Genomic DNA, 24,469 nt, shown 5'->3' on the forward strand with positions numbered 1-24,469 from the left:
CAATGGCCTTATCCGTCGCCACTGGCCCAAAAAAATGGCGTTTGGACAGATCACCGAAGAGGAAATTGAGGCTATGGAGTTTCAAATAAACAGCATGCCTCGCAAGGTACTTGGCGGTCTAACCCCGCTTGAGGTCTACACTGGGAGGTCTGTTGCACTTATTGCTTGACTCCAGCTGTCCACTTAGTCAGAAAATACGATTTCATTTTGTTAACTACTTAACTACCATGGTGGCGATATGACTGTGCCTTTTGGTTAACTACTTAAATACACGGAGTTGAAATCCACCTGGATTTCACTGCTTTGAACCAGCTAACTGGTCCAACGCTGCTTTCGCTTCTGACAATGCCATTCGCTGCCTCGGTTTACGAAACAGCGAAAGCATGATGTTCAACAATTCAGGATGAAAAAATCTGAATCGCGACAGCATGTATAACCTTTTTTGTGCCTCATTTTTTCCATTGAAACGGATGATTTCCTTATAAACCTTAGATTCATCCTTTGAGTTATATAATCGTATTCCGGTGGATACAACAAATAGAAGCACCCCGAGTGACCAGGCATCTACGGTATGATTATATTTACTCTCAGAGAAAACCTCGGGGGCAGCATAGTCAACAGTGCCACAGAGGGTTCTGGTGTAATCGTTCTTTTTCAGGTGTTTGGTGAGCCCCATATCGGTTAGCTTTACCATGCTTTCTTCCCCCGGGGCTTTTGGGGGGGCATAAAGTATATTCTCGGGCTTAATATCCCGATACACCAGATTCTGACCATGAATACACATTAATGCGGCACAGATTTTTCTGCCAATATCAACTGCAAGGTCTAAACCGGGTTGGACTTTTTTATTTACAAGGCTTTCACACAGGTCAATGGCATCAACATATTCAAGAACGCAGGCCAGGGGCCTGTAGAGAGCCAGAGAAAAATCAGGGTCTCCGTGTTGGATCAAACGATATTCATTTTTAGCCTCTCGCCGTACTAAAACCGCCAGAGTTTTAACAATATTCGGATGATCCGGAATATTCAGCCCTGATATCTCTCCGTTTTTCTGCTGAATGAGTCTCCGCTCTATTGAGACTGCTTTATCTTTTAACAGCTTCACAGCGATGGTTTGTTGTCCATCCGATACTTTTTTTACCACAGAAGACCCTCCTTCGTTGATTTTTCTGCTTTCCACCGGTTCTTTCAGGGGCAAGAGCTGCACTATCACCTGTTCGGTTTTACTCAGTGGAGGGTAGTGGCGACTGGCTCTTTTATTGATTGGTGCCTTTTCTGGTAGAGGAAGGTCAATGGATTCTCCGGCAATTTTTCCGGCGATTGCTACTCCATCATCCGGTTTTACCGAATATTGATTGTGCTTCGCAGGACGCGCTGTTGCTGCAACGGCTCCCCGGGGCGGGTTTGTGCTGAAAGATAAATCTTGTTTGCCGGGTTCCTTGAGGGGTGTCATAAAAAAAGCTCATCATAAGTACCCAATCTTAGACTCTGACACAGACTGAAAATTCCCTTGATATATCAGGGGCCCCGGGGAATAGTTCGTGAGGAACCGTTCGTGAGGAATGGTTCGCTGAAATTCTGCCTCTTGAATACGTTGAAATATAAGAACAGGCAATGATTTATGAAACTCAAGGCACCTGTACATACCGAAGCCCATGCGCAGTCTTACTACGCCGCGTCACTGAACTTTGCCACAGATTATCCGGTGCTGGAAGGTAGCCTGACCGTCGATGTCTGTGTGGTTGGAGGGGGGTTCTCCGGCGTCGCTACAGCCCTGGAGCTGGCTGAGCGTGGCTATCGCGTTGCGGTTCTGGAGGCACGGAAAATCGGTTGGGGGGCAACCGGGCGAAATGGCGGTCAGCTGATTCGGGGGATGGGGGAAGAGCCGGAGCAGTTTCGCAACCAGATCGGTACCGATGGGGTCGCGGCAATCCATCGGATGGGGTTTGAGGCTGTTGAGCTGGTGCGCGAGCGGGTCCGGAAATACGGCATTCAGTGTGACTTGAAAATGGGCTATGTGGATGCGGCGATCAAGCCAAAACAGATGGCCGGGATTACCGAAGACTATGAGTCCCTGAAGGCTCGCCATTATGCCCATGAGCTGCGGCTGCTATCACAGGATGATATCAAACAGTATGTCAATACTGACCGGTATATTGGCGGCATGCTGGACTCGGGAAGTGGTCATTTGCACCCATTGAATCTCTGTCTGGGTGAGGCGCGTGTAGCTGAGGGGTTAGGGGTACAGTTGTTCGAATATTCGCCGGTGGTGAAAATCCATAAGGGTAACCTGCCCGGGGTTGAAACGGCGAAAGGTTCGGTAACCTGCCAGTTCCTGGTATTGGCAGGGAATGCCTACCTGGGGAACCTGGAACCAAAGATTGGCGGGAAAGTGTTACCTGCGGGCAGTTATATCATTGCCACAGAACAACTGGAGGACAGGATCTGGCAAAACCTGATACCACAAGACACGGCTATCTGTGATGTCAGCCTTGCCCTGGATTACTTCCGCCTTTCTGCGGATAAACGACTGTTGTTTGGTGGTATGTGCAATTACTCCGGGCGGGATCCAAAGGATATTGTCGCATCGCTTCGCCCGAAAATGTTGCAGGTCTTTCCTCAGCTGGAAAATGTCGCTATTGAATACCAGTGGGGCGGCATGATCGGGATTGGTGCCAACCGCATGCCACAGATTGGTCGATCAGGGGCAAACATTTACTTTGCCCAGGCCTATTCTGGCCACGGGGTCAATGCCACCCACATGGCGGGGAGGGTACTGGCAGAAGCTATTTCCGGCCAGGCAGAACGGTTTGATGTGTTTGCCAATATCCGTCATATCACTTTTCCCGGAGGGAGCTATTTCCGTTCGCCGCTGCTGGCCCTGGGGATGTTGTGGTATCGGCTGAAAGAGGTGGTTTAGCCTGCGTTCAACAGGGCGTTGATAACGCTGGAAAACCACTTGGGAAGTTTTCTCGCCATGAGACCAGACCACAGGCAAGGCGAAAACGCCCCTTTAGATTCAATGAATTGTTCTGTCCGTGGGGGAAGACTGATTACCAATGTGGTTTTGGTTTCTGTGCAGGTACTGCAGATCCGGCCAACTCAGACTTAGCCACTCTTTGGCCTCATCAAGATAATGTTGACAGCACTTACAGATACGATGCTTTTTGGAAAACTCCAGCAGCGGTATCACAGTACACTTCAGAGCCTTGAATAACGGGGGCTTAAATGCCTCAGACAATCCTCCTGACTTTATCAGTGTGATAATCCGCCGGTAGGGGAAGACCAGAAATTCACTGGCCTTCTGGGGGATCTTCTGATTTTCATAAAGGGCTGCCAGATTATGCATGGCAGCAATCCACGCCATCATTAACTGAGGATTATCCAAATCCTTGAACCATTCATGTTCCAGCATCCGGGCAGCGTCCAGATAAGCTGTTTCAGCTGATCGCCATTCACATTGATGAAAATTAACATTCCCTTGATGAAGCTTCTGTTGCCACTGGTTCACTGTCCGGATCCCGTATTGATTTATTTATTTTAATGAGAATAGTTATCATTTGTATTATAAAAAGTGGCTGATGTAAACTTTTCCCGCAAAATTGTTTGGAACAACAGGAGGTGATTGTGTCAGATCAGTGGTGAAGAGACGGCTCTGGGAAATCCAGGTGATTGGCTTTTACTGTGATCCCGGCAAGAAATGAGCTGTGTAAATGTTGATAACAAAGTCAAGGCAAAAACTCCCTGCGCCTTTGCTACAGAAGGGTTGAACTATTTTGAGATCAATTGGTCATATTTGAGAACGAACTATTACACCTACTCAGGAGTTAGCTATTGTGATGCCCCATGTTCCTGCCAGCAGTATTAGAAATACTCAAGTCGCACCGCCATTATCATCAACAGTTTACAATGTTTGCTGTAAAGGCATTTTTTCAATGTCTTTGGGAACAATGAGCGTTGGAGTCTGCGATCTGATTGAATCAAAATTGAATCAATCTGCCCATGAATTTATCTCGGATTCTATGGATTATAATCAATTCATTGAATATTCGGGTCACAACCGAAGCTTGGCGGTTTATTTTGCCCAATCGGCAGCGTTGTCATTGGCTTTCTTTTCTGCAACGGGTGGCCTGACTGGACTGCTCAACATTGGTAAATCATTGTACGACAGGGTATGCAGTCACCTGGTATCATAGTTACGATGCTGTGTTTATCTTGTCCTGAAAGCGGTACTTCATACTTTCAGGCCTTTTGCCAGTCGAAATCCATTTGCCTGGCGGTCTTTTCTGCCAGCGCCTCACTGTGTAAGCGACTGACAATATGCAGGCTCATATCAATACCCGCAGAAATACCCGCTGACGTGATAACAGAACCTTCATCCACCCAACGGACGTTGCTGATAACGTTGAGACCGGGGAACTGTGTTTGCAAATCCGGGATATCTTCCCAGTGAGTGGTGACATTCTGTTGGTTGCTCAGTAAACCGGCTGCCGCCATCAGGAAAGCGCCGGTACAAACTGAAGCGTTCAACCTGGCCTGTTTTCCCTGAGAGTAAATCCATTGTAAAACACCGGGCTTATCCATTTCTGCGTTGTGCACACCACCGACAACCTTTAAAAACTGCCCATTAACGGAGGTTCTCAAAAACCTCAGGATGCTGTTCGACAACTCGCAACAGAGCTTTTGCAGGCCCCTGAGGATTCCGCCGTCCCTGCTCCCAGTCCTGGATTGTCCGAACACTGACTCCCATAAAAGAAGCAAAAGCCGACTGGGACAGCTGGAGCTTTTCCCTGATCTCTTTGGCAGGTGACGGCTCTGATAAGACGGTCGTTTTCAGCTTTCCCTTACCCGCCTTAAATGCCTTGATCTCATTCAGGCCATCGAGGATTTCCTGACCAATATCTCGTTCATTCATCGTTTATAGCCTCCGCTATCTTTTTCAGGATATGACCAGGAATACTTTCACGCTCCGACTTGCGATATAAGGACAAAAGTCCTTTTTCCTGAAGAATGCTATCCGACCATCTCTACTGGCCGATGACCACCGTTTCTCCCCTTACCCAGTCAAGGTACTCTGGCAGGCCATTTTCAATGGGTATCTGAATAACCTGTGGCACATCATAGCTGTGTTCAGCTTTCAGGTATTGCTCCAGTGCCTGATAACGCTCACAGGTGGTTTTAATCCGAAGCAGTACTTCCGGATCCGACTGGACTTCACCATCCCATCGATAATGGCTGTGGATTGGACTGCTCTGAACGCAGGCTGCCAGACGCTGTTCGATGATGGCCCTGGCAAGGGTGTCAGCTTCCTGTTGATTGGGGCAGGTGGTCAGTACCATGCAGAACCCGGGGGATGGCTTAATGGGCGTGTGGCAACCGGTTATATGACTGGACTCATGCATTTGTTCACATACCATTATGATATTTGCTAAGGATGATAATGACATAGAATCTGGCAGACCACACTGTCTATCCAGGTAATGTTCCGTTCATCATCATCACGAAATATTTGCACTTCCTGGTATTTATTCCAGTTTTCCCTTGCAGGCAATTTACCATTGACTGAGTGGAACTGTAATGCATGATTGAAAGCACTGTTTTTAGTTTTTAAATATTCAGTTATTTTGTCGTTACTTAATATTTCAATAATCAGCTGCTCTAGTGGTTTTCGATCCTCTTGTTTCTTGAATGTACTGTACAGATGATCTACACCACCTATGAATTTTCCCGATTCATCCACTCTGAATTCTGTCAAAAATTTTTCAGTGTAATATGTTTTCATGACCTCAAATTCGGCCTTAATCTGATTTTTTAAATCTGCAGGACGAATGTTTTTTTGAAAAATACTATTACTCAAACGAAGCGCCATCATGGATTTGCTCCCCAGATATTTGCATATCTCAAGATGCAGTTCTTTTGGGAGTTCGGTGAGTCCAAAGGAATGATGTTCGGAATTGGCTCTGTCCACACCCGCTACTATGGCAGTGTCATAATGCTCAGTCACCCGTTGATTCTTAACCTTCTGACACTTGGTACGTGTCATCGGGCCATCATAATTCAACTTGCACTGTCGATTACAGGCGTGCGCATGATAGCTGGCTGACTCCGACACCTGGTTGGTGGACTGTTCTGCGATGCTGACATTGGTAATACTGCTTTGCAGGGGGGGTGGATAGGAACTTATACCGGGTTTATCCATCTGCGCCTCATTAACAGAAATTAAAGAATCTCTTTTTCGACATATACAAACTCAGCCAGTTCCTTTTTCAGGATCTGAAAAGTTGATGAAATGACCATTGAAGAAAACGGTTGGGGAACCGGGGGCAGACCCTGAGTATTGCATGCACAAATCCCGGTAAAAAGAGACTGACAACCTGACGGGGGAGGGCTGCCCTCAACAGCAACCGCCCGTTGTACCGTCAGCTCCATGATCATCCACTGCCGGGAGACAGTTGAAAGGGCCATAATGGGTCATCCGGTTGCCATGCACGGAAAAATGGCTGCCATAGCGGGTATCCTGCACCATGGCTGCGGTATTGCCACAGACCAGCATCGGTTTGCCATTGATAAAGCGATGATGGTCGTCCAGTTGGAAAAAGTGAGGGTGTTCCGGCAGGGTACCGTTGTAAATGGCCACTTGACCATAGTCTTCACAGATATCTTCAAGGTTATCCAGTTTGAACACCCGAACGGTCAGGGATTGAAAATCGATATTGCCGATTTTTTCTTCGATTTGCTGGTTGGCAATGGTGATCGGGCTGGCAGAAAGCAACCGGTAGTCTGGGTAACCCAGCCCGGTTAACAGACGACGAAAGTCTTCAATATAAAGAGCACCACTAAGGCATTCCCCCATCAGCACCGGGTCGTCTTTTAACGGGGCCGGTATTCGCTGACCGGCAAATACGTCACTGAAAAGCAGTTCACCACCGGGTTTCAGTACCCGGAAAATCTCCCTGAATACCTCTTCCTTGTGGGGCGAAAGGTTTATCACGCAGTTGGAAATCACCACATCCATGGAATTGTCTTCTATCCCCGGGGTTTGCAGATCTTCAATATAACCCTGCCTGAAGTCGATATTTGGTTGCTGAAAGCCAAACTTCTCCATCATCGAGGGAATATGCCTGGTGGCCACCATTAATTGTTCATCGGTCATATCGATACCGATAACCTGGCCCTGTTCCCCTACCAGGCTGGCAAGAATATAACTGTCCCTGCCGGTTCCGCAGCCAAGATCCAGTACCCGGCACCCTTCCAGGGCCGATGGGATCGGCGATCCGCAGCCATAAAAACGGTCGGTAATGGCCGGGTCGATCTGCTTCAGGATATCCCGGACACGGGCTGGCATGGTGCCGGGATCGGAGCAGCAGGCATTGGTTTTAAGATCACTGCTGCCGCCAAGAACACGACCGTAGTACTCCTTCAGGACCTGATGATTACTGGAGTGGTTATTCATTGTTCTCGCCTTGGTTAATGTACATGAATCAGGGGTGCTATTTGTCCGGGGTTGTTTTGTCCGGAGTTGTTGTTCTGTCAATTTTGCCAGGTTCTTCCGCTGTCGTGTTTTTCATCAGCGGCTCAACAATACCCATAAAACATAAAGCGGCTATAACTCCCCCGGTAATCGGCCCCGCAACATATACGGTCAAAAAGCCATAATGCTTATCGGGAAACGCCGCGCTCTCCCAGCCGAACAGAGAGGCCAGCAGTCGGGGTGATAAATCTCTGGCCGGGTTGAGTCCTGCCTGGGTCAGTGGCGCAATAATCGAGATAATTGCGGTGACGGTTAAACCGATAAACAGGGGGGCAAGGGCCTGGTCCGGTCGGCCGGTGTTGCAGCCTTCAGTCAGGACGAGAATCATAAAGACCAGGGCAAAGGTGCCGGTACATTCGGCAAAAAATGCATTGACAGTGGACACGGAGGCAACCTGCCCGGCCATGGGGTTGGGATAATACTCGCCAAACATCATGGCACTGGCTATGGATGACTCGGTACCACGGACAATGTTATGGGCCAGTTCATACTGCATGATCGAGCTCGAAAAGAGCAGGTACAGCAGGGCGGCTGCCACAAATGCACCGGCAAACTGGGCAACCAGATAGCAGGGCAGTAATGTCATGGACATCCGGCGACTGACTACCATGGCAATGCTCACAGCCGGATTAAGGTGAGCACAGGAGAGACGACGGGTAGCGTATATCGCCAGGGTAACTGCCAGCCCCCAGACCATGGCCACCTGAAAGAGTCCTGCATGGGCAGAAAATAGCACCGTCACGGCCACTGAGCCGCAGCCAAACAAGACGAGGATAAACGTACCTATAAACTCTCCGGCAAAGCCCTTTAGATAATTCATGGGTGGAAGTTGATCATCCTCGTCTCTCTCGTTTGGTTACAGCAACTAAAAACTAGCTGTTTTTTTCTATACTGCAAACAAAATGCTCTGATGCTGATTTTATTCTGAGTGCCACTTCACCGAACTTTACGAAAGCCAGGGCAGGCAGGAAACAGAAAGAACCATGCGGAATCAGCGTCGGGTTCGCTCAGCAGGCAGTACAGGAACTGAAACTGCAGAAGATCAATATTAACAATTGAAGTACCGGATAATCGCTTTAATGATCAGCTATCAGTCTAAGGACTGTAAGGTGGTGGCGATTCTATAGGAGTGTATGCTGGTGGCGGTCCTGGATAGTTGCGAAACATCGCCGGGTAATTGTCTGGTTCTACTGCACCGGGTGTTTCTGTCGGTTCAGGGGCATGGCTGATAACCCGGGATAACTGTACTGATGGGGGCTCGGTTGCTATGTGCCGACGCTGAAGGCAACGATACACCTCCGCGGCACCCTTACCAACAGGAATACCAACAATACAACCTGCGCCCAAAGTGAAACAAAAAACAGCGAAGCTTGGGTGAATGATCATACCTGGCACAACAAAAGACAGGCATGCAGGTAGACCTGCAGACAGAGATACAGCTGTATATTTTGACATTGAAACCGTTCGTCCAAAAACTTGATGCTGACACAATATCTGTTCTGAATTATTCATTGGTTCATTGGCTGCCGCCCCCTGTAGCTGGAGCATTGGCATAGATGTATCTAATGGTCTTGTTGGTTGCATGAAATTAACCTGAATAGCTTGTGTCCTTATCAATCTGACTATGAATACAGAAAAAAGTTCTTTATTCTCAGGTTCCTCTCCTTCGAAAAGTTCCCGCGTAAACCACAGAATGATTCATGTGGTAACAGAACAGCGGTAAACTGACGAAATATCAATCATTTTAGTTGTATGGCCCTTAATGAGACATTCCATGACCTTTGCCAGCCTCGGGCTTTCCCTGCCGATCCTGCAAGCCATTACCGAACAGGGCTATAAACAGCCTTCTCCTATTCAGGCAGAAGCCATACCGGCGGTTCTGGCAGGACAGGATGTTATGGCGGCGGCTCAGACAGGCACAGGTAAAACAGCCGGTTTTACGCTGCCGATACTGGAGCTGCTCAGTCGCGGCGAGCGGGCAAGGCCCAACCAGGTTCGTGCGCTGGTTCTGACGCCGACTCGTGAGCTGGCAGCCCAGGTGGCAGAGAGCGTTGCCACCTACGGTCGGCATTTGCCAATACGTTCTTCAGTGGTTTTTGGCGGGGTCAAAATCAACCCGCAAATGATGAATCTGAGACGTGGTGCAGATATCCTTGTGGCCACACCCGGGCGACTTCTGGATCTTTACAACCAGAATGCGGTGAAGTTCAAACATCTGGAAGTACTGGTTCTGGATGAAGCAGACCGGATGCTGGATATGGGGTTTATTCACGATATTCGTCGTATTCTGGCGCTGTTGCCCCAGCAAAGACAGAACCTGATGTTTTCGGCAACGTTTTCCGATGAAATACGACAGCTGGCAAAAACCATTGTGCACCATCCGGTAGAGATTGACGTTTCTCCCCGCAATACAACGGCCAGAACGGTCAGGCAGAGTGTGTATCCGGTGGATAAAAGTAAAAAACCGGCACTGCTGACCCGGTTGATTAAAGAGCATAACTGGCAACAGGTGCTGGTTTTTACCCGGACCAAGCACGGGGCCAACCGCTTAACCCGTCATCTGGAAAGTAAAGGAATTCTGGCGGCGGCGATTCATGGCAATAAGAGCCAGGGAGCCCGTACCAGGGCCCTTGCTGATTTCAAAAATAATGACATTACGGCCCTGGTGGCAACGGATATCGCTGCCCGTGGGCTGGATATTGACCAGTTGCCGCAGGTGGTGAACTTCGACCTGCCCAATGTGCCGGAGGATTATGTGCATCGTATCGGGCGAACAGGGCGTGCGGGGGCGGATGGTCATGCGGTCTCGCTGGTCTGTGCAGATGAGAGCAAGCAGCTTCGGGATATTGAACGGTTGATCAATCAGCAGTTACCCAGGGAGATGATCTCCGAGTTTGAGCCGGTTAATGAGGTGCCGGTGACTCAGTTGTCCGGTAAGCCACCGAAACCTGAAAAGCCTAAAAAGTCCAGGACTTCTCACAGGCATTAATGACCACCATTCTGGATATGGTTACCACGTCGCTTATCACGGACACTCATCTGATTATTATCCATAACCTGAGTTTCAAACAGGTCGACAGCCCTGATCAGATCGCCCAGTTTTTTATAACCGTAATTTCGTGGGTCAAAGGAAGCCTGGTTAGCGATGACCGCACCGATTCTTCCAAGGTACGCCCAGCCATCATCGTCCTGCTCTGTATCTATGGCATTGCGGATCAGGTTCATCAGTTTGGTATCGGCTTTCAATTCATGGCCGCTTTTTTTATCGTTTGCAGCGACTTTTTCCGGATCATCACCGGGCTCATCCAGGTAGAGAAAGCGGGAGCAGGCATTCACGAAAGGGGATGGGGCTTTTCGTTCACCAAAGCCGTACACCACTTTACCTGCTGAGAGCAGTCGCATGATCAGTGGCGTAAAGTCACTGTCAGAAGAGACAATGCAAATTTGATAAAATTTGCAAAAATGCGCCGCTGTAATGATGATGAAAGGTGTTGTTACCAGTGCAGAAGAGCGCTAACTCACACCTTTATTTCTTGCGCGGTGTGGGAGGCAGGCAGGGACGACTCTGTTAACTGACCCGTTGACGAACTGCTGGCAGTAGGCTCTCAGGGGTGTTTGCTATACAGGCGCGCCATTCCGTTAAGGTTTTTACAAGACGTTGGTAGAGTTCTTGCTGTTTTTCAGTTTTTAAATGTGCGCTGAAGTCTTCAAGTGAAGACAGCACTGTAGCTGTTTTTGCCAGTGCTTCCTGAATCATTTTTAGTTGATTTTCATCGCTGTTGATGTCTTCTGTTGTGTGATGGCTTGATTTAAGCAGATCTTGCTGTCTGTTTTCAAAAGCATTGATGATTTGTGGGAAACAGTGTTGAACTTTCCGGACTTTTTGTATGACCGGATTTAGCGTTTCTCTGGCAACATCCGGACACCAGACATATGAATTATGCCGGTAAAAACGTATGATCGTTTTAATGTCTTTAATTAATTCCGGTACTTTCTCTTGTAATTTTATGGTGGCTTCCGGATTGGTGTTACCTTCTATTGCCAAGAATTTTGTCAAAAAAGGCATAGGAAACGTCAAGACTGTGGATAAGGGTTGCCAGTTAGGGGCATATCCAAAGTCTTCAGAATGACCTCGGAGTTTTTCAGGCTCCATTATAGCTTTCAATGATAGTTCTTTGGATTTTTCTATCATGTTAATGAAGGCATTTTGAGCTTCAGAGAAATCTGGCGTTCTTTCAGCAGCGCTCATGTGGGTGGGTGGTTTATCTGTATATGGTGGTTTATTGGGCTTCGGGATGTCGGCTTTGCCAAGTCTGTTATTCTTTCTATCTATTACAGGTTTGATTGGTTCTGATTTTTTACTTGTGTCAAACCTGTAGAGTGATTTGTTTATTCCAAAGTGTTGGCGGCACGCGTCATATAGTCGGCTGAGTTCGTCCTGGGCAGCTATTACTTCTGCGCGATCTCTGTGATAACTGCCTTCAACGCTCTCTTCGAGAGGGGCAGACGTTGGATCCGGAATTAATTCTTTCTCTCTCTGCTCAAGTACTGATTTGATGATTTTTTCAAATGCCGGAATGCCTGTTTCTTTTAATAAGTTTTCCTTATCCATTCTGGTAAATTTATTGGCTGTAGAGGACGATGAACATGTACTTTTTTTCTTTTTCTTACTCTTTTTGGGCGAAATGACCAGTTGATCATTATCAGCAGATTCCTGATATTTTGGCTGAGGCCTGCGTTTTCTTACTGGACGTGCTGTGGTTTGGTGGATAGGCTTGTTGTCTTCTTCTTTAACAACATTGCAGGTAGAGGTATTAGGGCTGTCTTCGACAATTCGATTTAACGTTTGCCCGGCAGCTTCACCGGTTTCTGATGGCTGCATGCTTTCCTGCTCTTCAGTGCAAGGGCTTTGATTATCCCAGAAATAAAGCTTGAAGTCAGGATTGGTCTCTGCTTGTCTGTTGGCTACTGTATCTGCATAATCAAAACGTGCAACGATGGCATCAATATGAAATCTGGTTAAACCCGGTGGTGAGCAGGGGGTACCAATAGATGGATTGTGTAAGGCTGCTTTTAATTTTCGAAGTTTGCACATAAAACGGAAAAGTCCGGGATCTATCTTACTGACAATAAGGTCGGTCAGTTTAGTTCTTTTGGTATTTTTGGATGAATGTCGGAAGTTCCAGTAACCCAGCATTGCTTTTGATGCTGGAATGTCAGGGTCTATTTCAGTTTTTTTCGTCCATTCAGGGCAGAAATCACCTGAACGATGCTGTGCATTACAGTTTTTATCATCTTGATCAAAAAAGGTTATGTCTTCAGGGGCAGGCAGCCAGTTTCCGGTGTCATAATATTCTTCCAGATGATTAATTTCTCTTCCGATATCACTGAGTAAATTTAATTTACCATCTGTCAATAACAGATTTATTTTTTCCTCTACCTTTGTTTTGTGTTTATCAGAAAAGCCAGTTTCAGTCATAATAAGATCTATTTTTTTCAATAAGATGATTAGTCTGTTATAAAAAATTCCATGACCATTAAGTATCTCTGTGAGATTGTTATTGAGGGTGCAATACCTTTGAATTGTGTTTAATTCGACTTTAAGGGCTTCTGGTAAGTCAGTTAAAAACGCCTCTACGGAAAACTTACTGGTACTTTGGGTATTTTCTATAGTGTTGAACGAAGTGATACGTTTTCTAACATGCTGTTGTTCAGCGGTTGGTAAAAATTTTTTTTCTTCTTTTTTTATCTCGAATAGACTTTTTTCAGCGGTTGCTTGTTTTGTTGCAGTCGAGTTTGGTAGTGCTGGAATGGTCATGATTTAATTAAGTGTTTTCCGGTTTTTTTATATGGGTTTTATAGGGGTTAGATGCTCTTACTATTAAATAGTTCCATGGTTCTATAAATTTTGCGGAAAGTTATACATCTAAAGATGATAGCTACATGCTGTCTGGTTTCAGTATGCAGCTACGAATAGATGGCCTAAGCAAACTTTTCCGGGTTCTTACCCGTTATAGGTTGATAAAATTCCTGAATTTTTTTCAGGTCTGATGCATAGTCCCCTGTAGTAAAGAACATAGGGCCAAAACCGCCAACCTTCTTTTTATAATCCAGGAAGCTCAGCGCAATGGGGACTTCAGCACCGTGAGCGACGTGGTAAAAACCACTTTTCCATTGACGAACCTTGTTGCGTGTGCCTTCAGGAGGAATGGCAACGGCCAGGTCCGTGGCGTTGTGGAAGGTGTCGACCATTTGCTGAACCAGACCATTGGCTTTGCTGCGGTCAACCGGAATTCCCCCAAGCCATGTCATGATGCCGCCAAAGGGCCCCTTGAACAGAGAGTTTTTCCCCATCCAGTAGATATTAATGCGAAAGCAGAAGGCACAGGCAATGATCAGAATAAAGTCCCAGTTACTGGTATGGGGTGCCGCGATAATAACGTACTTCCGGGCATTGGGGCGTTGGCCTTCCAGCTTCCAGCCGAATAGCTTCAGACCAAGGTGGGATAAGAAGCGAAAACAGCTGTTAACGATAGGCGTATCAAAAATCGTATGACGCATTATTATTATTTAAACCTGATCTTAAAAATAGCCCCAGTATTATGCACCGGGGCTATAAGTATGCGCTACCCTTTCTTCAGCGCGCTTTTTTCAATACACAATCATTGCGGGCTTAATTGTGGGAGTGCAGTTCATCATTCAGCTCAATGGCTGATTTGTTGGTGAGGCATTCCAGGGCTCCGGTCAGGGAGTTTCTGCGGAACAGCAGATCGGACTTGCCTGAGAGGTCTCCTGCTTTCACGACTTCAACGACCTTTTTCTGATCATCAAGCACCTGAACCTTGCTGGCTGCCGTCAGGTAAAGGCCGGCTTCGATAATGCAGCGGTCACCCAGAGGAATGCCCAGGCCGGCATTGGCACCGATCAGGCAGTTTTCACCGACACTGATCACAATATTATTGCCGCCGGACAGGGTACCCATGGTGCTGCAGCCACCCCCAAGATCAGAGCCCTCACCCACCATGACACCGGCAGAAACACGACCTTCAATCATGCTCTTGCCTTCGGTACCGGCGTTGAAGTTGATAAAGCCTTCATGCATTACGGTGGTGCCTTCACCCACATAAGCACCCAGACGAACCCGGGCAGTGTGGGCAATACGGACACCGGCAGGGACAACGTAGTCGGTCATTTTCGGGAATTTATCCACGGAGTTGACACTCAGAACCCGGCCTTCTGCCCGGGCCGCCAGCTGACGGGCTGGCAGTTCTTCCAGGTCAATTGCGCCTTCACTGGTCCAGGCAACATTTGGCAGCAGTGGGAAAATGCCCTGAAGGTCGGTGCCATGTGGCTTGACCAGACGATGTGACAGCAGGTGCAGCTTGAGATAAGCCTCGGGGGTGCTGGTGGGTGCTTCATCGGTAGCCAGAATAGTGATCACACGGGGTTGCACACTTTCTTCCAGGCTGCGGGTGATGGCAGCCAGTTCAGCTTGTTCGATATCGACAAACAGGTCTTCCAGTGCGTGCAGGGTTTTGCTGTCAAGCTCAATAAACGTATTGCCACCCTGGTAACCAACCAGTTTGGCAATACTTTCCAGCAGCTCAGGTGCTGGATTGAGAATAGGTTTTGGGTAGAATACTTCCAGCCACTGGTCGTTCCGGTTTTTGCTGCCGACACCAATGGCCAGACTGAAATGCGGTTTGCTCATTCTCATTCCTTCAATTAATCAGAACGTCTGTTATGCCAGCAAGTTGCGGTATTGTTCTTCGGAAAAGCCCAGCAACTTCTGGCTGCCCGTATCCAGTAACGGGCGCTTGATCATGGCGGGTTGCTCCAGCATCAGGGTGATTGCCCGCTCTGCATTAATGGCTGCTTTTTCTTCTTCCGGAAGCTGCCGCCAGGTGGTTCCCCGGCGGTTTAACAGGGCCTCCCAGCCCAGTTCACTGGCCCACTGTTCGAGCATGTCTTTCAACAGGCCGTCTTTCCTGTAGTCATGAAAGTGATATTCAATACCAGCACCTTCCAGCCAGCGGCGTGCTTTCTTTATGGTGTCGCAGTTTGATATGCCGTATAGACAGTAGTGTACATTCGACAAAGCATTATACCCTTTGTTAAGTGCTCTTAAAGTGGAATTAAATATGGCGGGCTGAATAGAAAGACGCAGGTCAGCCTCCTAGTGCGGCGAACCCTCATTATCCAGGCGGCTCAGTTTTTCCCGGACCGCGTCACAGATAAAGGCATTGACGGATTTGCCGCGATGGCTGTTGACCAGTAATCCAATCTTGCGGTGGAGCTCTGCGCCCAGACGAACATTCAGCACTCCCTTGAACGGCTTGTCCGGCTCTTTACCCAGGGCGGCGCAATCGTCCAGGTAGTCATCCACCGAACGTCTGAATTCCTGCTCAAGGGTTGTCAGCGTGTCCGCCTCATAGGTCACCAGGTCGCCGATAAACGCCAGTTTGCCATACAGCGTGCCGTCTTCAATCTGCGGTTCAATGGTGCCCTGATACCCCTTGTAGTTAAAATACTGAGTCATGAAAAGTAATCCTGCTGGTTCAATGCTTCAATCAGGTCTTTCAACGCGCCTCCTTTGAGATGGTTTTCCGGGTGAGGCCGGTGAAAGCGAAGCATGTGTTTATTGGATTTATGGTAAAAGCGTACCCGCGAACCTGACATCTCTTCTTTTTGGTAACCCAGTGCCGTGAGAAGCCTGACCACATCTTTCCAGGGAAAGGTGTTTGGGTTGCCTTTCAATTTTTCCAATAGCTTGTGGTGCTGCAACGCTAGCGACCTCCTGTTGTAACTGATTTTAGTTTCATTAATTACAAATATCCAGATAAGGATGATTGGGAATGAAGCGATTAAACACCGGCCAACTTATTGAACAAGTCATGCTTGAGGTGTCTCCGGTACCAATGAAGGTCCGGTGTATTTTGGCAAAAAGCCATTCTTAAGGCGGCCAAAGAGATCCGGGCTAAAAAGAAAAAAGCACTTCGTGAGGAGATAATCCAGCAAAGGCTGGATTATCTTAAAGCCGCCAGAAAAGCGCAGAAAAAGTGAGCAAAGCTTACACGCTTCAGGAGCTAGGTTGATAAAAGGTATCGGATCCTATTTTAACTCGGCATCCGTGCTGGTTTTATCACCAAGCGCTGCTCTTAACTTTTCGATACGACGGCGATTGGTACCGAAATCGTAATAGCCGACGCGAGAGGATGAGCGCACATCAACCGTGCCGTTCGGACGAATAATCAGTATCAGGTCGTCCTTGAACTTCAGCCAGGGGGTGGTGAACACCGTAATAATGATCTGGTCATTACTGCTGAGAATCTCTGCATTGGGCCAGTTCTGCAAAGTGGCTAACAGTTTTTTCTTGATCCCCTGGGTATCAGACTGATCAAAGGAAAGGGCGGCAATATTCTGTTTGCCAGAAGCGAGGCTGCTGACGCAATTCGGGCTTTCAGGACAGGTAAGTTCCGGGACGTCAGCGTGTAGCCAATGGCTGGAAAGTAATAACAGTAAAGGCAGGATGTAGTGCGCGGATTTATTCATTGTTGTTGGTTCCTTCTTGCAGGTGGTGGTGAAATATATGGCTCCACGTTTTTTCACCCGTAGACCCCGGTTTATCGTGGGCGGAGTGTACAAACAGAATTTTCATGGAGGGTCCCACATTGATCAGAGAGGCGTTCAGTGTGTTGAAAAGTTTGCTGTCTGTAAAGTCACTGGCGATGTAAATACCATAATCAGTGGGCCGATATAGTCAGCACAGCAGGGAAGATGATGGTTTTCAGCAGAAACTGTCATCAGAATACAGGGCCCGGGGTTTGAATCAGGTGCAGAAGACCGAGCATCAGTGCTCTTTTTTCGGACAATATGGTCGTTGCAAAGATGTGGCGGAGTCAGGCAGCCAGCTTTGCTTCTGGCATGATCCTGATGTGGATAAAACCGGAGATGAGGTAAAAGCGAAGCTGGAAAACAGGGCAGAAACCGGGCTGCCCATGGAAGGCTTTATTCTCCGCAGGGCTAATCTGGACAACGTTAACCTGGTGAACCACAGTGGTGGCAAGCCATATCAACTGGTTAACTGTGATTTGAGCAGGGCCAGCCTCTGTAATGGGCATTTTTATCGTGTGGATTTATCGGGCTCCCGACTGTTAAAAGCAAATCTTTCCAATGCCAATCTGCATAGGGCAAATCTTGAAGGCTGTAATCTGCTGGGGGTGAATCTGAGAAACAGTCTGCTGGATCATGTGAAGTGGGGGGGTAAGCTTTATCAAGAACAGGAAGCTGCCGCCCATCCTGAAAATGCCATGGCGTTATTTGAAGAAGCGGAAGAGTCTGCCAGAAATATTCGCCGACACTGTGAAAACCTCGGCATGATGAGAGAGGCCGGTCATTTTTATTATCGGGAAAGGGTCTTCCATCGGTTGCAGATGCCAAAATGCTCGCGGCAGCGGGTGCTTTCCTATCTGGTTGACAGGATCAGTGGCTATGGTGAATCACCGCTGCGAGTGGTGCTTTTTTCCGTGGCTTTGATTGTGTTCTGCTCTTTCCTCTATCTGTTCACCGGGGTTCAGGGCGGTGATACGGTTATCCGGTTCAGCCAGAATCAGGATCTGTTCCAGAATCTCCGGTATTGGCTTGATTGTCTTTATTTCAGCGTGGTGACGTTTACCACCCTTGGCTATGGTGACTTGACCCCGCTGGGGCTGTCCCGGATTGTTGCTGCCTGTGAAGCATTCACTGGCAGCTTTTCTCTGGCGCTTTTTGTTGTCTTGTTTGTAAAGAAGATGATCCGCTAAAAGAGATTGCCTCGGAGTCACAGAGACACGGAGAAAAGCAAAAAGCTTTTCCTCTGTGGCAAAAAAGGAAATTATTCAGGCTCAATTCCTTAGTTGTCCGTTGCATAAGCCTCCGCTTCATCCGGATCACAGCTGATGGCAGCATGAGGCTGGCCTTGCAGCAACTGCTTAAACTGTTCCCTTTGAATATGCACCAGTTCCCGGTGATTACCTCCCTGCAGGTAAAGATCCTGAACGGCGTTGAGTTCATCATCCCAGCAGGTTTTCATGCCATAGGCTATGCCCATTGCCGGTACTGCCCCCATCTCACAGTCCGGGAACAGCTCCTCAAGACTTTGTTCACTGACCAGGTGAAGATGGCGATTCAGTTTGGTATTTATCCAGCGCAGCATTAATTTGTTCATGGAGGGAACAATGGCCATTACGTGGCCTTCCTCATCCTGAAGAACGATGGCTTTAGCCATATGTTTAACGGGAACGCAGGCGACATGGGCAGTGTTGAGTGCACGGTCTGAATAAGGGTGACTGACCACTTCATAATCGACCTGGTTGTGAGCTAAAAAAGCCTGAAGTTTTGCAGCGATTGACATCAGACACTCTCTCAAAAATCATTCTCGAAAATATTGAACAGCTGTTCTATAAAGTCTATACGCAAACCTGTTGAATTATTGTTCAATATAAAGCGGTTTTTAAGCTAAAAAAGTATTAATAACTTTTTTTTCATATCGCTATTGGCTTTCGTATCGTCTTGCCTGTTTATCCTGCCACTGCGTAATGCTGCTGTTATTTGCTGCTTTTTTGCACTCTGCTCTCGGTATAGGTATCCTTCGCGATCTTTAAATTTACCAATTTAGCACTGGCTTCAGATTGAGCCTGTGGGACGAAGTTATGATGACAATAATGAAAAGACGCCTGTCAATGGGAGCGCTAGCCTGCCTGCCGACCACCGCTCTGGCTGGCGATAATGTGCTGGGGGTAACATCCAGCCCGTTAGCCTGGGCCTGCATTGCCATTTTTGTAATTGCCTACTGCCTGGTGATGGCCGAAGAGCAGCTTCATCTGCGTAAGTCCAAACCGGTGATTATGGCGGCGGGAATCATTTGGGCACTGATTGCTTTTATTGCTACACAGAAGGGTGTTTCCCACGAAGAACTGAAACAGGCCGTAATGCATGATCTGGAAGAGTATGCGGCGATGTTCCTCTTTCTGCTGGTGGCCATGACCTACATTAATGCCATGGAAGACCGGCAGGTGTTTGCCACGTTACGCAGCTGGCTGATCAGCAAGGGCTTTAATTACCGAAGTCTTTTCTGGATAACCGGCGCTATGGCGTTCTTTATTTCTCCGGTGGCCGACAATCTTACCACTGCGCTGTTAATGGGCGCGGTGATCATGGCCGTAGGTGAAGGAAGACCAGCGTTTATTACCCTGGCCATGATCAATGTGGTGGTTGCTGCCAATGCTGGTGGTGCTTTCAGCCCCTTTGGCGATATTACCACTCTGATGGTATGGCAGGCAGGCAAGCTTGAGTTCTTTACCTTTTTCAGCCTCTTTATACCGTCGGTGGTTAATTATCTGGTACCGGCCATCATCATGAGCTTTTTCATTGAGAAAGGGCGTCCGGTGGGTGTGCGAGTGGATAGTACCATTCGTCGTGGTGGTATTGCCATCTGCTGTCTTTTCCTGGTGACCATTTTCCTGGCGGTCAGTTTTGAGAAAGCTTTAGGTCTGCCGCCATTTATGGGGATGATGACCGGTCTCGCCCTGTTGATGTTCTATACCTATGTCATGAATATTCAGGGGCTGACCAGTAACCGCCGGTTGACGGCGCGTCCCCGGGCCAAAGAGGATAAAATCGATATCTTCCAGGAAGTGGCCCATGCCGAATGGGATACACTGTTGTTCTTCTTTGGTGTCATCTTCTCGGTGGGTGGTCTGCGCTATCTCGGTTATCTCGACCTTGCCTCGGAAACCATGTATGCCGACCTCGGGGCAACGTGGACTAATATCATTGCCGGTATAATCTCTGCCATTGTCGATAACATTCCGGTGATGTTTGCCATCCTTGGAATGGATCCTGAAATGGACGCCTTCCAGTGGTTATTGATAACGCTGACCGCAGGTGTGGGTGGCAGTCTGCTATCCATCGGCTCCGCTGCTGGTGTTGCCTTGATGGGGACATCGAAAGGTGGCTACACCTTTATGACCCATCTCCGCTGGAGTTGGGCCATTGCCCTGGGGTATGCGGCCAGTATCTGGGTTCACTTTCTGGTGAACAGCTAATCAGGGGGGGATCTTCAGGGGCTGTAAAAAAGAAACGTTATCTGAAGGGTTTGAAAATCAAGCCTTTCGTTTGCTCCATTCAGATATGCATTTGAGTAGTGCATCCAGCATTTACCCGCGCTCTTCCCCCTTCTACCAGCTCAAGGAAGTAGGGGGAAGCGTTTGTTAAAGTTTAGCCATCCAGCTTCTGTTTCAGAATTTGATTGACCATACCGGGGTTGGCCTTGCCTTTGGACGCTTTCATGCACTGACCCACAAAGAAGCCGATCATTTTTCCGCGCTTGTCTTCCTCAGCCACACGATAATTCTCAACCTGCTGGGTATTGTTGGCCAGAACGTCATCGATCATGGCTTCAATGGCACCGGTATCGGTCACCTGCTTGAGGCCTTTTTTCTCGATGACTGCATCGGCCGTGCTGCACTCACCCTGCCAGAGTACTTCAAAGACCTCTTTGGCGATTTTGCCGGAGATGGTGTTGTCTTTGATGCGCTTGATCAGGCCGCCGAGCATATCGGCAGTCACCGGACTTGCGCTGATGGCAATGCTGTTCTGATTCAGGGATCTGGACAGTTCTCCCATAATCCAGTTGGCAGACAGTTTGGCATCATCACTGGCATGGACGGTGGCTTCAAAGTAGTTTGCCGTCCCCTGGTCAGCAGAAAGTATTTCGGCATCGTAATCGCTCAGGCCAAAATCAGCGATAAAACGTGCTTTTTTGGCATCTGGCATTTCAGGCATTTCAGTCTTCAGTTTTTCAAGACGACTGTCGTCAATAATAACCGGCAGCAGGTCAGGGCAGGGGAAGTAACGGTAATCGTTCGCTTCTTCTTTGCTGCGCATGGAGCGGGCTTCGCCGGTATCACCGTTATAGAGACGGGTCTCCTGGATAACGGTTCCGCCATCTTCAATCAGGTCGATCTGGCGCTCTACCTCTTTGAGGATGGCAGCTTCCATAAACTTGAAGGAATTCAGGTTTTTGGTTTCTGTGCGGGTACCGAACTCTTGTTGTCCTTTAGGGCGAACGGAGACGTTAACATCAAACCGCATGGAACCCTGGGACATATCGCCATCGCAGATGCCCAGTGTAGTGACAATGGAGTGCAGCTTTTTGGCAAAGGCCACGGCTTCCTCGGCATTGCGGAGATCAGGTTCTGTGACAATCTCAATCAGGGGAGTCCCGGCACGGTTCAGGTCAATGCCGGACATACCGTGAAAGTCTTCGTGCAGGCTTTTTCCTGCATCTTCCTCCAGGTGAGCATGGTGGATGCGAATACTCTTGGTAGAGCCATCCGCCAAGGTGATATCCACATGACCAGCGCCCACTATTGGCTTTTCCAGCTGGGTGGTCTGGTAGCCTTTTGGCAGATCCGGGTAGAAGTAGTTTTTACGCTCGAAAACATTCACCTTGTTGATGTCGGCATCGATGCCCAGGCCAAACTTGATGGCCATATTGATGGCTTCTTCGTTAACCACGGGCAGGATGCCGGGCAGACCAAGGTCTACCGCGCAGGCCTGGGTGTTGGGTGCGGCACCAAAAGCGGTGGATGCACCGGAGAATATTTTGGTTTTGGTGGCGAGCTGGACGTGAATCTCCAGTCCGATAACGGTTTCCCATTGCATATTACTGTGTCCTAAACCAATGCCGGAGATTTCTGGTGCCAGTCGGTCGCCTGCTGGAAGCGGTGGCCAATATTCAACAGACGGGCTTCATCAAAGTGTTGGCCAATGATCTGCAGGCCGACCGGGCGCTGGTTTGCCATGCCAGCAGGAACGGATAATCCGGGCAGGCCCGCCAGGTTAACCGACAGTGTATAGATATCCGAGAGGTACATGGCGACCGGATCATTGCTCATGGAGCCAATGTCAAAGGCGGATGTCGGGGCGTTAGGGCCCATGATGACATCACACTCTTTAAAGGCGTTGAGGAAGTCATCACGGATCAGGCGACGGATCTGCTGGGCCTTGCGGTAATAGGCGTCGTAGTAGCCAGCCGAGAGGGCGTAGGTACCCACAATAATACGACGTTTGACTTCTTCACCAAAACCTTCGCTGCGGCTGCGAATGTAGAGATCCATCAAGTCTTTCGGGTCTTCGCAGCGATGCCCGAAACGCACGCCGTCAAAGCGGGACAGGTTGGAAGAGGCTTCTGCCGGGGCAATCACGTAGTAGGCAGGAATGCACAGCCTGGCATTGGGCAGGCTGACCTCCTTGACGTTTGCACCGAGCTTTTCATATTCGGCAATGGCATTGCGGATCTGCTGTTCCACTTCACTGTCCAGTCCGGCCGCGAAGTACTCTTTTGGCAGCCCAATGGTCAGGCCTTCCAGGGAGTCATTCAGTGTTGCCGTGTAGTCCGGTACTTCATGGTCAAGACAGGTGGAGTCCTGGTTATCAAAGCCCGCCATGGTGTTCAGCATAATGGCGGCATCTTCAGCGGAGCGGGTCATTGGGCCAGCCTGATCAAGGCTTGATGCGTAGGCCACCATACCCCACCGGGAAACCCGGCCATAGGTTGGCTTCATTCCGGTAATGCCGCAGTGTGAGGCAGGCTGGCGAATGGACCCGCCGGTATCCGTGCCGGTAGCGCCAGCCGCCAGCTGGGCTGCTACAGCTGCCGCAGAACCGCCGGAGGAGCCGCCGGGGATGGCGGATTTGTCCCATGGGTTTTTGACCGGGCCATAATGGCTGTTTTCATTGGAAGAGCCCATGGCAAACTCATCCATATTGGTTTTGCCCAGCATAACGGCACCCGCATCCCTGAATTTGCCGGTGACGGTGGACTCATAAGGGGCAATAAAGTTGTCCAGCATTTTTGAACCACAGGAGGTTTTTACGCCTTGTGTGCAGAACAGGTCTTTATGGGCAACGGGAATGCCGGTCATGGCGTTGGCATCACCCGCCGCACGGCGCTGGTCGGCGGCGGCTGCCTGTTCCAGGGCTAACGCTTCAGTCACCGTAATAAAGCTGTTGATGTCACCATCGAACAGCCTGATTCGGTCAAGGTAGGTTTGTGTCAACTCGACACTGGATATTTCGCCACTGGCTAATGCCCGGCTCTGTTCTGCAATGGTTTTATCGTACATGGGATTCGGTCGGTTGGAAGTCGTATTGTATAGAAGAGGCTCAGCTTCTACCGGACTCAGAGCAGTCATTATGAAAATAATGCCTTTTCGGCGTTTCTACCACGATCACTGCTGCAATATTTTCTGACGTGTCACTCAATAACACGGGGAACCAGAAAGAGGCCTTCTTCAACGGCAGGCGCGCAGCCCTGTAATTGCTCTCGCTGGTTTTCTTCGGTGACCTGGTCAGGGCGCAGGCGCTGGATGGCATCCAGAGGGTGTGCCAGGGGTTCCACGCCCAGTGTATCAACGGCCTGCATGCTATCGACCAGTTCCAGTATGCTGCTGATGGTGGCAGCGGTTACTTCCACTGCATCGTCGTCAATGGACAGACGTGCAAGTTTTGCAACCTTTTTGACTCCAGAGGCGTCGATGGCCATTGGTAATGGTTCTCCATAAATGAATAACAATCAAATAAATAAGAAGCTAATGTATGGGCTGCCCACCTATTTCTCAAGGATTTATCGGGTGATCTATGGGATGATTACCGGAAACATCTCTGCTGGAATGGTAAATGGGGGGCTGATTGGTGTAAAAATAGAGGATTGCAGTTTAACAAAACACACGGACAGTCACCCGGTTTTTCGGTAAATCCCACTATAAGGCCGCTGTTTGAATGCTTTTCCTGAGATAAATGATTCAGGCACAGCTTCCACAGAGCACAATTGCTGCTTGCCCTCCGGAGGCAGCATTGTTAGAGTTTCTGGAATTACCCAAGCCTTGAATCAAG

25 protein-coding genes and 1 pseudogene are annotated in these 24,469 nt (G+C 48.7%); 6 read left to right on the forward strand and 20 right to left on the reverse strand.

Translation table 11 applies throughout. The annotated features are described in order from the left end of the window. A pseudogene (locus tag CX664_RS28090) lies at nt 1–169 on the forward strand (IS30 family transposase); the annotation flags it as partial. Nucleotides 170–295: 126 nt separating this feature from the next. On the opposite strand, the gene CX664_RS09480 reads toward CX664_RS28090, so the two are convergent. Continuing rightward, nucleotides 296–1,198 (reverse strand): protein kinase domain-containing protein, encoded by a 903-nt coding sequence (locus tag CX664_RS09480; RefSeq protein ID WP_180966442.1) that lies wholly within the window; start codon nt 1,196–1,198, stop codon nt 296–298. Nucleotides 1,199–1,621: 423 nt separating this feature from the next. Between CX664_RS09480 and CX664_RS09485 the strand changes: the two genes are divergently transcribed. Beyond that, nucleotides 1,622–2,920 carry an NAD(P)/FAD-dependent oxidoreductase gene (locus CX664_RS09485; RefSeq protein ID WP_101746505.1) on the forward strand — a complete coding sequence of 433 codons (1,299 nt, stop codon included), beginning with the start codon at nt 1,622–1,624 and terminating at the stop codon, nt 2,918–2,920. 99 nt (nt 2,921–3,019) lie between these two features. On the opposite strand, the gene CX664_RS09490 is transcribed toward CX664_RS09485, so the two are convergent. Beyond that, complete coding sequence (locus tag CX664_RS09490) at nt 3,020–3,511, reverse strand: hypothetical protein (protein WP_101746506.1); 492 nt, start codon at nt 3,509–3,511, stop codon at nt 3,020–3,022. 328 nt (nt 3,512–3,839) lie between these two features. Between CX664_RS09490 and CX664_RS09495 the strand changes: the two genes are divergently transcribed. Then, nucleotides 3,840–4,196 carry a hypothetical protein gene (locus tag CX664_RS09495; RefSeq protein ID WP_145999916.1) on the forward strand — a complete coding sequence of 119 codons (357 nt, stop codon included), beginning with the start codon at nt 3,840–3,842 and terminating at the stop codon, nt 4,194–4,196. A 46-nt stretch (nt 4,197–4,242) separates the two neighbouring features. On the opposite strand, the gene CX664_RS09500 is transcribed toward CX664_RS09495, so the two are convergent. From CX664_RS09500 to CX664_RS09530, 6 genes are all read right to left on the reverse strand, one after another. Further along, complete coding sequence (locus CX664_RS09500; protein WP_338063473.1) at nt 4,243–4,644, reverse strand: DJ-1/PfpI family protein; 402 nt, start codon at nt 4,642–4,644, stop codon at nt 4,243–4,245. Next, the gene (locus tag CX664_RS09505) at nt 4,628–4,915 is read right to left on the reverse strand and encodes a helix-turn-helix domain-containing protein (RefSeq protein WP_101746508.1); all 288 of its coding nucleotides are present in this window, start codon (nt 4,913–4,915) and stop codon (nt 4,628–4,630) included. The genes CX664_RS09500 and CX664_RS09505 overlap by 17 nt, the downstream gene beginning before the upstream one ends. A 112-nt stretch (nt 4,916–5,027) precedes the next feature. Beyond that, nucleotides 5,028–5,402, reverse strand: a complete 375-nt coding sequence (cutA, locus tag CX664_RS09510) for a divalent-cation tolerance protein CutA (protein WP_101746509.1) — start codon at nt 5,400–5,402, stop codon at nt 5,028–5,030. A 26-nt stretch (nt 5,403–5,428) separates the two neighbouring features. Next, the gene (locus CX664_RS09515; RefSeq protein WP_101746510.1) at nt 5,429–6,199 is read right to left on the reverse strand and encodes a hypothetical protein; all 771 of its coding nucleotides are present in this window, start codon (nt 6,197–6,199) and stop codon (nt 5,429–5,431) included. Nucleotides 6,200–6,394: 195 nt separating this feature from the next. Further along, nucleotides 6,395–7,453 (reverse strand): methyltransferase domain-containing protein, encoded by a 1,059-nt coding sequence (locus CX664_RS09525; RefSeq protein WP_101746512.1) that lies wholly within the window; start codon nt 7,451–7,453, stop codon nt 6,395–6,397. 37 nt (nt 7,454–7,490) lie between these two features. Next, nucleotides 7,491–8,351 carry an MIP/aquaporin family protein gene (locus tag CX664_RS09530; protein ID WP_101746513.1) on the reverse strand — a complete coding sequence of 287 codons (861 nt, stop codon included), beginning with the start codon at nt 8,349–8,351 and terminating at the stop codon, nt 7,491–7,493. A gap of 954 nt (nt 8,352–9,305) precedes the next feature. Between CX664_RS09530 and CX664_RS09535 the strand changes: the two genes are divergently transcribed. Further along, entirely contained in the window at nt 9,306–10,520 is a 1,215-nt protein-coding gene (locus CX664_RS09535) for a DEAD/DEAH box helicase (protein ID WP_206679419.1), read from the forward strand. On the opposite strand, the gene CX664_RS09540 is transcribed toward CX664_RS09535, so the two are convergent. The 8 genes from CX664_RS09540 to CX664_RS09575 all read right to left on the reverse strand — a co-directional run bounded on the left by CX664_RS09540 (nt 10,517) and on the right by CX664_RS09575 (nt 17,083). Further along, nucleotides 10,517–11,032 (reverse strand): NYN domain-containing protein, encoded by a 516-nt coding sequence (locus CX664_RS09540; protein WP_338063474.1) that lies wholly within the window; start codon nt 11,030–11,032, stop codon nt 10,517–10,519. The genes CX664_RS09535 and CX664_RS09540 overlap by 4 nt on opposite strands. 67 nt (nt 11,033–11,099) lie before the next feature. After that, complete coding sequence (locus CX664_RS09545; RefSeq protein WP_101746514.1) at nt 11,100–13,349, reverse strand: hypothetical protein; 2,250 nt, start codon at nt 13,347–13,349, stop codon at nt 11,100–11,102. A gap of 164 nt (nt 13,350–13,513) precedes the next feature. Then, complete coding sequence (locus CX664_RS09550; RefSeq protein WP_101746515.1) at nt 13,514–14,092, reverse strand: lysophospholipid acyltransferase family protein; 579 nt, start codon at nt 14,090–14,092, stop codon at nt 13,514–13,516. A gap of 112 nt (nt 14,093–14,204) precedes the next feature. Continuing rightward, nucleotides 14,205–15,242, reverse strand: coding sequence for a 2,3,4,5-tetrahydropyridine-2,6-dicarboxylate N-succinyltransferase (dapD, locus tag CX664_RS09555; RefSeq protein WP_101746516.1), 1,038 nt, complete (start codon nt 15,240–15,242; stop codon nt 14,205–14,207). A 30-nt stretch (nt 15,243–15,272) separates the two neighbouring features. Further along, on the reverse strand, nt 15,273–15,629 hold the full coding sequence (locus CX664_RS09560) for an ArsC family reductase (RefSeq protein ID WP_101746517.1): 357 nt from the start codon (nt 15,627–15,629) through the stop codon (nt 15,273–15,275). A gap of 78 nt (nt 15,630–15,707) precedes the next feature. Further along, a complete protein-coding gene (locus CX664_RS09565; protein ID WP_101746518.1) occupies nt 15,708–16,070 on the reverse strand; it encodes a type II toxin-antitoxin system HicB family antitoxin in 363 nt (120 codons plus the stop codon). Further along, nucleotides 16,067–16,315 carry a type II toxin-antitoxin system HicA family toxin gene (locus CX664_RS09570; RefSeq protein ID WP_101746519.1) on the reverse strand — a complete coding sequence of 83 codons (249 nt, stop codon included), beginning with the start codon at nt 16,313–16,315 and terminating at the stop codon, nt 16,067–16,069. Before CX664_RS09570 ends, CX664_RS09565 begins: the two co-directional genes overlap by 4 nt. Nucleotides 16,316–16,642: 327 nt before the next feature. Then, a complete protein-coding gene (locus CX664_RS09575; RefSeq protein WP_101746520.1) occupies nt 16,643–17,083 on the reverse strand; it encodes a DUF1499 domain-containing protein in 441 nt (146 codons plus the stop codon). A 281-nt stretch (nt 17,084–17,364) separates the two neighbouring features. On the opposite strand from CX664_RS09575, the gene CX664_RS09580 reads away from it, so the two are divergent. Continuing rightward, the gene (locus tag CX664_RS09580; RefSeq protein ID WP_101746531.1) at nt 17,365–18,333 is read left to right on the forward strand and encodes a pentapeptide repeat-containing protein; all 969 of its coding nucleotides are present in this window, start codon (nt 17,365–17,367) and stop codon (nt 18,331–18,333) included. Nucleotides 18,334–18,422: 89 nt separating this feature from the next. On the opposite strand, the gene CX664_RS09585 is transcribed toward CX664_RS09580, so the two are convergent. Continuing rightward, entirely contained in the window at nt 18,423–18,923 is a 501-nt protein-coding gene (locus CX664_RS09585) for an aminoacyl-tRNA deacylase (RefSeq protein WP_101746521.1), read from the reverse strand. A 328-nt stretch (nt 18,924–19,251) separates the two neighbouring features. Between CX664_RS09585 and nhaD the strand changes: the two genes are divergently transcribed. Further along, nucleotides 19,252–20,616: a sodium:proton antiporter NhaD gene (gene nhaD / locus CX664_RS09590; RefSeq protein ID WP_244910640.1), complete on the forward strand. Its 1,365-nt coding sequence runs from the start codon at nt 19,252–19,254 to the stop codon at nt 20,614–20,616. Nucleotides 20,617–20,788: 172 nt separating this feature from the next. On the opposite strand, the gene gatB is transcribed toward nhaD, so the two are convergent. The 3 genes from gatB to gatC all read right to left on the reverse strand — a co-directional run bounded on the left by gatB (nt 20,789) and on the right by gatC (nt 24,119). Continuing rightward, nucleotides 20,789–22,237, reverse strand: coding sequence for an Asp-tRNA(Asn)/Glu-tRNA(Gln) amidotransferase subunit GatB (gene gatB, locus CX664_RS09595; protein WP_101746522.1), 1,449 nt, complete (start codon nt 22,235–22,237; stop codon nt 20,789–20,791). An 11-nt stretch (nt 22,238–22,248) separates the two neighbouring features. Continuing rightward, nucleotides 22,249–23,700: an Asp-tRNA(Asn)/Glu-tRNA(Gln) amidotransferase subunit GatA gene (gatA, locus tag CX664_RS09600; protein ID WP_101746533.1), complete on the reverse strand. Its 1,452-nt coding sequence runs from the start codon at nt 23,698–23,700 to the stop codon at nt 22,249–22,251. A gap of 131 nt (nt 23,701–23,831) precedes the next feature. Further along, complete coding sequence (gene gatC / locus CX664_RS09605; RefSeq protein ID WP_101746523.1) at nt 23,832–24,119, reverse strand: Asp-tRNA(Asn)/Glu-tRNA(Gln) amidotransferase subunit GatC; 288 nt, start codon at nt 24,117–24,119, stop codon at nt 23,832–23,834. Between the last annotated feature and the right edge of the window lie 350 nt (nt 24,120–24,469).

This window comes from Endozoicomonas acroporae (assembly GCF_002864045.1).
Taxonomy (GTDB): domain Bacteria; phylum Pseudomonadota; class Gammaproteobacteria; order Pseudomonadales; family Endozoicomonadaceae; genus Endozoicomonas; species Endozoicomonas acroporae.